Below are 13,429 nucleotides of genomic sequence, written 5' to 3'. Positions count from 1 at the left end.
GCGTACCCCAAGCAAAAGGCAGAGTCGAAAGACTCAACCAGACGCTCCAGTCACGATTACCAGTCGAACTAAGGCACGCTCATATCACCAATATAGAGGACGCAAATGTATTTTTAAACCACTACATAAAAAAATACAATAATCAGTTCGCTCTACATCTTAATAGTACCAAATCGGTATATGAGAAGCAACCATCTATGGAGAAAATCAATCGTACTCTTGCAGTACTTTCAACTAGAACCATTGATAGTGGCCACTGCATTAGATTCCAAAGTAAATTCTATTTTCCTGTGACCGAAAATGGAGACAGAAGATTTTTTGCAGGAAAGACTAACTGCATGGTCATAGAGACATTTGATGGACAGCTTCTGGCAAATATCGCTGATAATCTTTATCTGATGGAAGAAGTAGCTGAACATGAACTAGTATCAAAGGAATTTGATACTCCTCAGGAGGCACCTAAGAAAGAAAAGAAAAAGTATATTCCTCCAATGGATCATCCATGGAAAAAAGCCAGTTTTGCGAATTATGCTGCAAAACAAAAGCACCGCTGTGGTGCTAATGTTTGATTATTTTTGAGACATTATCAATTTCGGTTGACAAAAAAATCGGTACAATTGCATGAAATAATTATATATTTCATAATTTTTAAGTTTTTTACTTTTAAAGCGCTTTTTTATACTATTGGTGCACAAAAAAAGAATATGTTGTAAGCCTTTTCAACATATTCCTGTATTTCTGTTACTTATTTTTCTTTAATGTAGAAAGGATAAAGCAGCCTACTACTGCACCAATAATGATTGATACTAAATACATTGGCCAGTTGCTTACTGTTGCAATAACGAATACACCACCATGAGGTGCTCTTAATTGACAATTGAAAGCAACTGATAAACCACCAGCAATAGCTGAACCAATAACACATGATGGAATAACATGGATTGGATCATTAGCTGCAAAAGGAATAGCCCCTTCAGAGATAAATGATAATCCCATGATATAGTTGACTAATCCCGCATTTCTTTCTTCTTCAGTCCATTTATCTTTGAAGAATGTAGTAGATAGTGCAATAGCAAGAGGAGGTACCATACCACCAGCCATAACAGCTGCCATTAAGATGTAGTTACCACTTGCAAGTAATCCTGTAGCTGTGACATAAGCAGCCTTATTGAATGGACCACCCATATCGATAGACATCATACCACCTGCAACAACACCAAGAATAATACCATAGTTACCTAAACCACTTAGGAAGTTTGTTAATGCCTGGTTGATGATAGACATTAATGGGTTGATGGCACTAGCGAATACTGCCATGCAGAATACACCAAGTAATGGGTATAAAAGGATAGGTTTAACACCATCTAATGATTTTGGTAAGCCTTTGAATACCTTCTTTAGTAATAGAACGATATAACCAGCAACAAAACCATATAATAATGCACCTAAGAAACCAGGTGTTGCAGCTACTTTAGCCGCACTAGGATCTAAGAATGTCGCACCAGATTTAGCAAGTAAACCACCTGCAAAACCTACAGCTAAACCAGGACGGTCCGCAATAGACATGGCGATAAATCCAGAAAGGATTGGTAACATCATACCAAATGATACGTTACCCATGTTATTAAACCAAGCTGCTAGAGGAGTAGAAGAGCCAAACTTAGCTCCTGCACTCTTATCATCTACTAAGAATGAGATGGCAATCATGATACCACCAGCAACAACGAATGGTAACATATGACTTACACCATTCATTAAGTGCTTATAGAAGCTTCTACCAGCACTTTCATTTGATACAGCTTCTTTTGCATCAGCACTTGCATGATAGATAGGTGCTTCACCATTTTTAATCTTATTAATTAATTCTTCAGGATGACGGATTCCTTCAGTGACTGGAACGATTAATACTGGCTTACCATCAAAACGAGCCATTTCTACGTTCTTATCTGCTGCAACGATAATACCATCACATGCTTTAATTTCATCTGCAGTTAAGGCATTTCCAATACCTTCAGAACCGTTTGTTTCTGCCTTTAATGGATAACCAAGCTTTTCACCTGCTTTAGTTAAGTTTTCTGCAGCCATGAAAGTATGCGCAATACCTGTAGGGCAGGCAGTAACAGCTAATACTTTATATCCAGTAGTGACTGGAGCTTCTGCTTCTTTTGCTTCTTCAGCATCTTTTTCTGCTTCCTTCTTATCGATCATGCTTAAGAATTCTTCTGGTGTCTTCGCATTTAATAAATCTTTACGGAAACCTTCATCCATTAATAATGCGGATAACTTAGCTAATGCCTGTAAATGAGTGCTTCCTCCATCAGCTGGAGCTGCAATCATAAAGAATAAGTGAGCAGGCTGACCATCTAATGATTCATAATCAACACCATCAGGCACAGTCATAGCTGCTAACCCTGGTGCTTTAACTGCTGCAACCTGAGCATGAGGAATCGCAATTCCTTCACCAATACCAGTAGAAGTCAATGCTTCACGGGCTAAAATACCTTCTTTGTATGCATCCTTGTCTGAGATCTTACCAGTTGCACACATTAAATCAATAAGCTTGTTGATTGCTTCATCTTTTGAACTCACTGAGACATTGAGTTCAATGCCCTTTAAGTCCAATAACTCAGTAATTTTCATATTGTTTATTCTCCCTTTAATTGTGCGAGACATTCATCAATGAAGTCTCTTTTCGCAAGTGAATATGAGAATGCTGTTGCTCCACCACATGCAGTACCAAGTGCTAAAGCTTCATCATAATCTCCATTATTTAAATAACCAGCTACAAAACCAGCTACCATAGAATCACCAGCACCTACGGAGTTCTTTACTGTACCCTTACATACACCTAAACGATGTGTATTGCCATTTTCATCTACTAATAAAGAACCATCACCAGCTAGTGAAATCAATACATTACGAGCACCCATTTCCTGTAGCTTATTTGCATACTTCACTAGATCCTCTTCAGTTTCTAACTTAACATTAAAGATTTCTTCAATTTCATGATTATTAGGCTTAATCAAGAATGGATGATAAGCTAATACATTAACTAATAGCTGTCCAGTTGCATCTACTACAAACAAGATACCCTTGTCCTGTAATCTTTCTAGAATTTCTTCATAGATTCTAGGACTGATGCATTTAGGAATAGAACCAGAAAGTACTAAGACATCACCTTCTTTTAATGTATCAAGTTTTTTAAATAACTTTTCTACATCTTCATCAGTGATTTGAGGTCCCATACCATTGATTTCTGTTTCTTCATCACTACGCATCTTTACATTAATACGTGACATACCTTTTTCTACCTTGATGAAATCAGTCTTGATATCATACTCACTCTTAGCACGACGTACAATTTCATCACCAGTAAAACCAGCTACAAAACCTAAAGCTTCAGATTCATAACCTAACTCTTTAAGAATTGCGGAAACATTAATGCCCTTACCTCCACAGAAGATATGTTCTTCACATACTCTGTTGACTAATCCCTGTTGGAAATGATCAACTGTAATGACATAATCTAATGCAGGATTAAAAGTAATTGTGTAAATCATTTACATAGTCTCCTTTTCTTATAAAAATCTTTTTATTACAGCGTTATTATATGATGTAAAGGTTTTCTTTGTCAATAGATTTCATGTAAATAATTTACTTTGTATAATGCTAAAAAAGTATGATAATTAGATGTAAAAACATCTTTATCATACTTTTTCTGTTATCGGTCACTATACTAATATATTATCTCTTATCTACCGCAAACATCTCTTCACACTGGATCATAGACTTATGTGCATTCTCTACCATCACTGTTAAGAATAAGAATATAACCTCTATAACAGTCATTGCAGAAACTCTAGAAAAACAGAACTCATCAAGAAAAAGTTTTTCTCTTGTTGCAGTCGTAATATGATATTGTACTTCTTCTCCGATGGCAGAAAGAGCACTATTAGTAATACCTAAAGTCATAGCCCCATTCTTATTGGCTATCTTAACTGCTTCTAATACTTTATCTGATTCACCAGAGTTACTAATTGCAATAAGTACATCTCCTTTACCTAAAGTAAAAGAATAAGATAACTGTGTTTCCCATATAGTACCTGCAGTTGTAGGAATACCTAATTCATTGAACTTAAAAGCTGCATCAATAGCCACAGGAATCGTATTTCCTACCGCTACTACCTGTACCCTAGAAGCATCTCTAATACCCTCTAAAATCGCTTTAAATTCGTCTGTATTGATCTGATTTACTGTCTGTTTGAGTTCAGTAATCTTATTCGCAAGAATATTCTGTAATGATTGTGGTATATCCTCTACTGATATTTCATTAGATACTTCACCACTCTTATGTGTATCCACTAATTCCTGTGCTAAAGAAATCTTTAACTGGGCAAAACCTTTTAAACCTACCTTACGACAAAATCTAGATACAGATGCAATAGATACATCACTTGTTTCTGCAAGTTCAGATACAGTCATATCTACGACTTCTTTTGGGTTATTTAATATATACTTCGCAATCTTCTTTTCAGCATCAAATAACTGATCATATAGCACAGTAATATTATCTAATACACTTTCCATTTCTTATTCTCCTTCTACAATGAAATTCCTTACATCGTCAAGTTAACACAAAAAAATTCTTTACACAAACAAATAGAAAAAATGAGAGAAACATTAATATATACCACTCATTTAAGATGCATCATCATAACAATAATTTGTATCAGTTATCTTTTTTAAAATTTATCATATCAGTATTGTGATCAGATTGCTTCTTGTCATCATTGATAAGAATGCAAAAAAATAACTACCTCAGTCTCTGGCAAAGTTTGAGGTAATTATTTTCTCAACTTAAATCCAAGGACAACCGCTTACTGGCTGTTCCTCTTTTCATATTCATTATAGTTTACGTTCAAAACAAAGTCAATTTATACATTTGTTCGGGACTAATCATAGAATTTGTAGCATTTGATTCATACCAATATTAGTATATATTACGGAATTGTAATAATTAACAACTTATTCCAAGCTATAGATTTTCATGGTATAATTCAGACATGGAACAGCCGTATACGGTAGGTGGTTATCCTTGGTCGTCATGACGAAGGGACGCATTCCTTCGCATTTCTCTTTTAATAGTTGAAAACGGAGGTGATGCCTAATGACTACATACGAAATAATCATGATTATGTCATCTTTTCTGACATTGATCATATCATTATTAAGTATCGTTATTAGATTGCTTCTTGTCATCATTGATAAGAACGCGAAAAAATAACTACCTCGTCTCGGGAAAGTTGAGGTAGTTATTTTCTACTCTTAAATCCAAGGACAACCGCTTACTGGCTGTTCCTCTTTTCGTCTTCATTATAGTTTAGAATCAAAGTAAAGTCAATATATACATCTTTTTAGGATTAATCTAAGAATTTTTCATATCAAAATCATACCAATATATTAATGTTTATTTCAGAACTGTAATAATTAACAACTTATTCCTACCGATAGATTTCTATGATATAATTCAGACATGGAACAGCCGTATACGGTAGGTGGTTATCCTTGGTCGTCATGACGAAGGGACGCAATCCTTCGCAAGCTTCTATTATAAGCGAACGGAGGTGATGCCTAATGACTACATACGAAATAATCATGATTATGTTATCTTTTTTGACATTGATCATATCATTATTCAGTATTGTGATCAGATTGCTTCTTGTCATCATTGATAAGAACGCAAAAAAATAACTACCTCGTCTCGGGAAAGTTGAGATAGTTATTTTCTCCACTTAAATCCAAGGACAACCGCTTACTGACTGTTCCTCTTTTCATATTCATTATAGTTTACGTTTAAAACAAAGTCAATACATACATCTTTTTAGGATTGATCTGAGAATTTCTCATATCAAAATCATACCAATATATTAACATATATTATAAAACTGTAATAATTAACAACTTATTCCTACCTATAGATTTCTATGATATAATTCAGACATGGAACAGCCGTATACGGTAGGTGGTTATCCTTGGTCGTTATGACGAAGGTACGCAACCCTTCGTAATTCTTCTTTTAAGTTGAAAACGGAGGTGATGCCTAATGACAACGTATGAAATAGTCATGATTGTGTTGACATGTTTAACACTGATCATGTCTTTATTAACACTTGTTGTTAGATTACTTCTTATCATTATTGATAAGAACGTAAAAAAATAACTACCTCGCTCCCTGGTAAAGTTTGAGGTAGTCATTTACTAAAAACAAATCCAAGGACAACCGCTTACTGGCTGTTCCTCTTTTCGTCTCCATTATAGTTTACAATCAAACCAAAGTCAATATATACATCTGTTTGAAGCTTCTGAATGAGAAAAAAGAAAAAGCAGACTTTCGTCTGCTTACTCTACAGTGAATTCTTCACCCTTCAACATTTTCTTAATATACTGCTTATTCTGTTCTACACTATTTTCATCAGGAATAAGGTAATAAAGTCTTGTATCAGGCATATAATATCCACCCTTCATCATAAGACCATTACCTGCTACCATAGAAGACTGGAATGACCATGATGCATTAGTATTTAACTGATCATTCGCAATTCTAGCCATTTCATTCATCGGCATATCAGTCACAAATGTACCTTCAATAGATTTTAAGATATCAGTATAATGAGTAATGATTGCAGGAGATGCCATCTTTCTAATAATAGCCTGTAATACTGCCTGCTGGTTCTGTGCTCTATGACGATCACCAGTAGTATAGGCATGTCTTTCTCTAGAGAAGGCTAAAGCCATCTGACCATTCATATGGTTCCATCCTTCTTTAATAGGCTGTCCATTCCATACAGATAAGTCTTTATCTGAATAAACATCAACACCACCTAAAGCATCTACTACTTCTACTAATGATTCAAAGTTAACTCTTGCATAATAGCTAATATCTACATCTAAGAAGTTTTCTACTGTCTTAACTGTATTTTGAGTCCCTGTTAAACCAGAATGTGTGAGTTTATCTTTCTGAGAAGCATCTGCTAAAGTCACATAAGCATCTCTAGGAATACTAGTCAATAATACTTTATGTTCAGGAACATTAATAGTCATTAAGATATTGACATCACTACGTGATACTTCCTGTACACTTCCACGAGAATCAATACCAGAAATATATACACAGAAAGGATCCTTTAATACATCCAATGTCTTTTCTTCTTTAATCTTATTGTATGATTTAAACTTTGTTGTCCAGATCACTCTTGTATCTTTATCAAAGCTCTTTTTATAGTCTGTAACTAGATCTCTAGAACCTTCATTAATAAGTATTGCATCTACCTTTTTATCATATAAGGCATCTACAATTGCTTCTACACCATACAACTCACTCACACCATAGTTAGATACTTTCTTACTTAAACGGTTCAATGCTTCATTTATTTTAGTTCCATTAGGATTATATCCTACTGTCTTCTTTAAGAGATCATCCATCTTTTTATATTTACTATTCTTTCTAACTACGAGTGAATATGTTACATAATCATATTCGCTAGTTACTTTATTGTAGGCTGCTTTACCAGACTGGATAAAGATACATCCTATAATTAAGAATATACTAATAACAATAGAAATAATCTTACCTGCAAGAGGTCTTTTCTGTACCTTTCTAGATACGATAGGTCCTGGTTTTGCGACTAAATAGACAAGTAGTGCAAGTACTGCCAAGAAAGAACCAATCACTATCAAATAACGCATGGGTAAAACTTTTACAAATATGATACTAATCATAAGTATGATGCTTAATACTATCTGAACACCGATAATAAAACGATGATCAGTCATGAAACCCAACTTCTTCTTCATCTTTTATATCTCCCATTCCCAAAACAGCACGAAAGTATACATATTTTACAAAAAATGTATAAAAACGTGGTTGACAAAACCTAGTATAGCACATCACCTTATTATATGTAACAATTTCACCAAGTAAATTTGTTATTTGTAACATTTTTACACTCCTTGTAACATATTTATATGTTATATTTATTACCACAGCTAAAAAAGAAGAACCTCCAACGAGGTTCTTCCTAAAAATTAAGCTTCTTTCTTCTTTAATAATACATAACCTAATAATGAGATCATTGAGAAGAATGCGAATACTCCTACCATAGTAGTATCACCAGTTGCTGGTTTAGTACTTGGTTTTACTTCTGGTTTAGTTGTTTCTTCTGGTTTAGAAGGAGTAGTAGGTTTTTCTTCAGGAATACTTGGTGTAATTACTGGTAACTTTTCTAATGCTTCCATCGCTTTTCTTAAGTCTCCAGTTAATGCATCTACTTCTTCCTGAGTTAATTCATTCTTATTTTCTAATGCTTTTTCAGTTGCTTCAATGACATCTAATAAGTTCTTATAGCTCTTTTCTGTATATAACTTACTATCAGTCTTTTTAGCCTGTTCAAGTAATAGTTCAAGTTCAGCTGTATTACCACGAGTCACAAGCTTCTTAGAAGCTTCTTCTAACTTATTAGTTAAAGCTTCAATTTCAGCACTTGTGTGTTCAGCTTTTAATTCTTCTTTGATTTCATCTAATACAAGTACAAAGTCTTTCCAGCTAGATGCTGTATAGTCTTCTTCTTTATAAGAAGCCATTCTATTTTCTAATGCTTTTATTTCTGTATCAGTTGCTTTAAGAACTAAGTTCTTTCTTGCATCCTGTAATGCCTTATAAGCATCTTCTACTTCAGTAACAGTTGCATCTTCATTTAAGATTTTTTCTGCATTCTCTAATGCTTCATTAAATGGATTTACTGTAGAAGTTAAGTAAATAGAAGTATCTAAATTCTTTAAGTTATTAGAATCAATGTAGTTTCTAAGTTCCTGTTTACTCATAGATGCTTTAGTGACAAGTCCTGCTTTAGCCTGACGCAATGATTCAATCATTGTATTGACTTCATCAACAGTCGCATCTTTATTAGTCACTAGTTTCTTTGCTTCTACTAATACTTTTTCTAATGCGTTGTAGCTTTCTTCTGTATAGTCATCTTTAGAAAGTTTTTCAATATCTTTAATTTCTTGATCGAGAGCTTTTAAATCACCACGTACTACTAATGCATCATAAGAGGCTTTAAGTTCAGCTTTTGCAGCTTCTAAGGCATCCTTTTCACCCATCTGAGTGTTATATACTTCTAATGCTTTAGTTCTTGCTGTACTATATGCTTTATAACTTGTTGCAGTGTACTTATCTTCATCTACATGTAAAGAGTCAATGTAGTTCTTTAAGTCGTTAGCACATTCAATCTTATATTCATCATCAGTTAATGTAATAATTTCAGAAATAGTAGGAATATGGTTTTCTTCCCATTCAAACTTTAACTTATATACATTACCATGAGGGATATAAAATTCATTTAAAGATTTTCTTAAAGTACCTAACTGTACCCATTCTTTATCTTCTTCAGGTACATTTCTAGCTGTTACTTCTTTATCAATGAGTGCATATACCTTTGCATTGCTGATTTCACCCTTCTGGATAATGTTGAATTTCTTCACATTAAGTTTATCAGAAAGAGTATAAGTTAAGTAACCTGCTTTATTTGATCCTGGTTTATAAGCTGTTAAAAGGTCACCATCAATCATATACTGAGGCTTATAACCTTTTGCTTCTGTGACATTAGAATCAAATGTAGGGTCATTGTCTTCTGGTGCATATTCTCCATCATTGATCATGATTTCGTTGAATACAACAGCTCTAGAATTGTTAGATGCTGTAAATAAGATTCTTAAGTAACGTGCTGGTACATGGTTGGCAGTACCTGATACATATACTTTATTTGGATATGTACTAGATGCTTTGTATCCTGCATCAGAATCGATACATTTAACCATTGAATCACCAGTGTTTTCAACACCATCACCGATTGTCACAACATCTGTCCAGTTTTCTAAATCACTAGAAACACTGATAATACCATCTCTAATATAGTTATAGGCACTATCCTGACAATACATTGCAATCTTATCGATATTTCGCATCTGACCTAAGTCATAGATAATATACTGACCCTTTTGTGGAAGGTCACCAAATTCAGTTGTAGAATCAATGTTGCCATCAAATGCAGCCCCATTGTTTCTAGAATCTTCTGCAACACCCCAAGATGGGTTGATAGTCATAGTTGTCTTATATAAGTATGGTGCAGTGACTTCTGTAGAATGTACCACAAACTTATTCATAGTTAACTTCACATCAGAACTCTTCTTATTGATTAAACGTACATAACGTGCATCTGGAAGGTTCTTGTTTAAATCAGTTACTTCTACCCAGTCATGTGCATTCACTGAAGCTTCTAATACAACTTCACCACTATAATCAAGTTCTAACTGTTTTAAATCTTTAACTCTTGATAACTTCACACCTACATACTGTTTAGGTGCCAAAGTCATTTCTTTTGTATACACTAAAGCAGTCTGGTCTAATGTACTCTTAGAATGTAACTTATAGTCTGTATTTGTATAAACAGCCTTGTCATCATATTCATTCACTACATCAGTATGGTTGAATGTCTTTACCTTCCACCAATAACCTGCTGTATTACTTGAAAGATTTAATTCAAGGTTTCTTACACGAATTGCCTTAGCAGTCAAATCCTGGTCTTCTACATTTAAATGAACAGTGGCATCACCTGCATATTCTTTTAATGTCTTCCAAGTTGTACCATCTTCTGTATATTCTAATGCATATCTAGTGATCTTATCAGTACCACTATCCTGTACGAAGTTGATAGTACCTAACTTCTTAGGGTTATTGAATGTAAGAGTCACTGCTGCATCTACTGGAATATAGTCCTTGATTTCTCCTGCTTTATATGGAGATTCAGCAAAATGCGCATATGTTGATTCATTATCATCTAATAAGTTATCTAATGAACCACCCTTTACACCAATCTTAGTCATAGATAATGTACCCTTATCAGTACTTGTAGAAGGAGTAGTTGTTGGGTTAACTAAGATATCTCTTACACCTAACCAAGTGTTACTCTTATCTTCAGTCGCAATCATACGGATACCCTTAACACCTTTTAAGTTAAGGTCTGTTAATTCTACATTGTTAGGTAATTCATAGATTGTTTCATTTACATCAGTCCAGTTCTTACCATCAGTAGTATACTGTACTTTCGCTTTTAAGAATGTATCTCTAGGGTTAGAGTTCGCACCCATTCTAAAGATGACATGGTTTACATCAATTGCCTTAGAATACTTAATACCTACATAAGTACCTGCAGAAATAGTATTAGGGCTCTTGTAAACTAATTCTGTAGAAGCATTACCATCAAAGATGTTATCTTCTTTACCATCTGGAGTATCTTCACGATTAGTGATATATTTCGCAATCTGTTTATCTGGATTAACGATTGTAGATACAACTTCAGATAAATAAGAATCTAATGATTTAATAAATGGAACGATATGCTGTACACCTACTTCAGCATATTCTAAATGATCTACATAGTGGAAGCCATAAGACTTGCTCTTTTCAAAAGCAGCCTGTGCATTGGCATAATAGTCCCAGATAGCTGCATTATCTTCTTCATTCTGTGCAGCTTTAATACCTTTAATATAGTTTAAAGCAGCATTTGTTGTATCATCCCAGCAGTTTAACCAGTAAACAATCTGAGACTTGATTCTTTCATTACCGCTTGCGCGATAAGTTTGAGACGCATTCTGTAATACTGTGAATTCGTTGATGATGTCATCAAATTCTTCATCAGTGATCTTTTCACCTTTAGATAATTTAGTCTTAAATGCATTGAGTTTTTCTTTTAATTCAACAGATTCCTCTAAACGAGTCACTCTGCTATCCATGTTCTGGTTGATCATATGTTTAGATAATTCTCTTAAAGCAGTTGATGCTTCAGTTTCTTCATAACCATTATGATCCACATATTTGAATGAAGCATTATAGCACTTATTTGCTTCTTCTTCAGTTTTCCAGATATTCCATGAATAACATGCATTACCAAATATTGCAACTTTGCTTGGTTCTGACTGCTGCATTGGGTTTAATACAATACCCTGTATCTTAGAAGGATCAACACCTGGATGAAGGAATGTTGTATAGCCACCCATGATTAAGTGCTTCTTAGAGTTATCAGTACATGGCCAGTTGATCCACATATAAGGACCACGACCTGCAGTATTAGTGAATGAAGAAGTAAAGTTATTAGTTACTTCACCCCATACACGTCCACCAGTCATAATGATCTGTACGTTTTCAGGGAAGTCACGGTAGTAAGACTGACCCCATCCCATATATTCCTGAACACAGAATGGTAATGTAAGCTTTAAGCCAGGGTAAGAAGGCTGTAATTCTTTAAGCCAGTTAGACATATCTGTCAACATTCTTGTATAATTAGCACCACCTACATTAGGAGCATCGTCTGCAAGAATCGCAATCTGACGAACACCAGCATCAATAACCTGTTTAAACTTAGCCTGCATAACCTTTAAGTCAGCCTGATAGTTTGCTTCAGAGTTATAACGGATTGGGTGATTCATATAAGGATGTAAGGCAAATACGAAGCGGCATTTAGATTTGTTTCCAGCCTCTGCAAGTGGTTTGATCTTTGTATTGATTTCTTCTTCTGTATAAAGGTCACGCCACTTAGCGTTATGCTTTGGATCATCTTTAGGAGCATAGAAATAAGAATTAAGCTTATAATAGCCTCCCCATTCCATCAATTTACAACGATCTTCTGTTGACCATGGATTCCCATAATAACCTTCAATAAATCCACGGCTTGCAACATCCGCATAATCCTCGATAGAGAAGTTTCTAATTGTTTTCCCCTCTACCTGTTTAAAAATGTGATATAAGCTTGTAAGTCCATAAAAAGCAGCATCCGTATCTTTACCTAAGATAGAAATAGTGCCTTTATCAGACTTTAAAGCATAAGAATCAAGTTTATCAAATAAACCTGCTGAAGTTGTTCCAAACTGTGAATCTACATATTGTTTAGAACCCTTCACACCAACAAGAATGTTTGTCTTTCCAGCTTTCTTTTCACTAGAAACACTTGCATTCATGCCTTTTAATGCAAGAACTTCATTTAGTCTTGCTTTTGTGTCTTCATCAATACCATCTTCATAGACAACATTGACCTGACTTGTCATTTCATAATCCCCATCACTATAATTCATAGAATGTGGATTAGGATAGACTTCATACCCTGTATCAGCCTTTACAGTCACCGGAAAAGCTGATACACAGCCTAATGCAACAAGAAAACTTACTGCATAAGTAATGACTTTCTTTCCTTTCATCTTGTTTTTCCTTTCTTTAATATTTTGTCTCATTTCATGCTCCTAGTTGATGAAATGAGTATTCAAACATGGATTTTTACAAAAAATAAAGACCAAATAAAGTATGACAAAAAAATGTATA

The 13,429-nt window shown here is 34.4% G+C and carries 8 protein-coding genes; 3 read left to right on the top strand and 5 right to left on the bottom strand.

The window, feature by feature from the left end:
• The first annotated feature begins 197 nt into the window (after positions 1–197).
• The gene (locus H8909_RS03440) at positions 198–569 is read left to right on the top strand and encodes a hypothetical protein (protein ID WP_187011803.1); all 372 of its coding nucleotides are present in this window, start codon (positions 198–200) and stop codon (positions 567–569) included.
• 172 nt (positions 570–741) lie between these two features.
• Here the strand turns inward: H8909_RS03440 and H8909_RS03435 are convergent, their stop codons facing one another.
• The 3 genes from H8909_RS03435 to H8909_RS03425 all read right to left on the bottom strand — a co-directional run bounded on the left by H8909_RS03435 (position 742) and on the right by H8909_RS03425 (position 4,587).
• Entirely contained in the window at positions 742–2,640 is a 1,899-nt protein-coding gene (locus tag H8909_RS03435) for a PTS fructose transporter subunit IIABC (protein ID WP_187011850.1), read from the bottom strand.
• 5 nt (positions 2,641–2,645) lie between these two features.
• Complete coding sequence (pfkB, locus tag H8909_RS03430; RefSeq protein ID WP_187011849.1) at positions 2,646–3,560, bottom strand: 1-phosphofructokinase; 915 nt, start codon at positions 3,558–3,560, stop codon at positions 2,646–2,648.
• 184 nt (positions 3,561–3,744) lie between these two features.
• Positions 3,745–4,587 (bottom strand): MurR/RpiR family transcriptional regulator, encoded by an 843-nt coding sequence (locus H8909_RS03425; protein ID WP_187011848.1) that lies wholly within the window; start codon positions 4,585–4,587, stop codon positions 3,745–3,747.
• Positions 4,588–5,167: 580 nt separating this feature from the next.
• On the opposite strand from H8909_RS03425, the gene H8909_RS13435 reads away from it, so the two are divergent.
• Both H8909_RS13435 and H8909_RS13430 read left to right on the top strand, forming a co-directional pair.
• A complete protein-coding gene (locus tag H8909_RS13435) occupies positions 5,168–5,284 on the top strand; it encodes a putative holin-like toxin (protein WP_238928205.1) in 117 nt (38 codons plus the stop codon).
• Positions 5,285–5,634: 350 nt separating this feature from the next.
• Positions 5,635–5,751 carry a putative holin-like toxin gene (locus tag H8909_RS13430; protein ID WP_255465866.1) on the top strand — a complete coding sequence of 39 codons (117 nt, stop codon included), beginning with the start codon at positions 5,635–5,637 and terminating at the stop codon, positions 5,749–5,751.
• 648 nt (positions 5,752–6,399) lie between these two features.
• On the opposite strand, the gene H8909_RS03420 is transcribed toward H8909_RS13430, so the two are convergent.
• Together H8909_RS03420 and H8909_RS03415 are read right to left on the bottom strand one after the other, a co-directional pair.
• Entirely contained in the window at positions 6,400–7,854 is a 1,455-nt protein-coding gene (locus H8909_RS03420) for an LCP family protein (RefSeq protein WP_187011847.1), read from the bottom strand.
• Positions 7,855–8,085: 231 nt separating this feature from the next.
• Positions 8,086–13,341 carry a beta-N-acetylglucosaminidase domain-containing protein gene (locus H8909_RS03415; protein ID WP_187011846.1) on the bottom strand — a complete coding sequence of 1,752 codons (5,256 nt, stop codon included), beginning with the start codon at positions 13,339–13,341 and terminating at the stop codon, positions 8,086–8,088.
• Positions 13,342–13,429 lie beyond the last annotated feature (88 nt).

The organism is Catenibacterium faecis, assembly GCF_014306455.1.
Lineage (GTDB): Bacteria > Bacillota_I > Bacilli_A > Erysipelotrichales > Coprobacillaceae > Catenibacterium > Catenibacterium mitsuoka_A.
Note: the sequence above shows the minus strand (reverse complement) of the source record. Positions and strands in the feature narration are given on the sequence as shown.

Coding starts and splice junctions, on each gene's coding strand:
- H8909_RS03425 (WP_187011848.1), bottom strand. CDS start 4,587: ATGGAAAGTGTATTAGATAATATTACTGTGCTATATGATCAGTTATTT.
- H8909_RS13430 (WP_255465866.1), top strand. CDS start 5,635: ATGACTACATACGAAATAATCATGATTATGTTATCTTTTTTGACATTG.
- pfkB (WP_187011849.1), bottom strand. CDS start 3,560: ATGATTTACACAATTACTTTTAATCCTGCATTAGATTATGTCATTACA.
- H8909_RS03435 (WP_187011850.1), bottom strand. CDS start 2,640: ATGAAAATTACTGAGTTATTGGACTTAAAGGGCATTGAACTCAATGTC.
- H8909_RS03415 (WP_187011846.1), bottom strand. CDS start 13,341: ATGAGACAAAATATTAAAGAAAGGAAAAACAAGATGAAAGGAAAGAAA.
- H8909_RS13435 (WP_238928205.1), top strand. CDS start 5,168: ATGACTACATACGAAATAATCATGATTATGTCATCTTTTCTGACATTG.
- H8909_RS03420 (WP_187011847.1), bottom strand. CDS start 7,854: ATGAAGAAGAAGTTGGGTTTCATGACTGATCATCGTTTTATTATCGGT.
- H8909_RS03440 (WP_187011803.1), top strand. CDS start 198: ATGGAGAAAATCAATCGTACTCTTGCAGTACTTTCAACTAGAACCATT.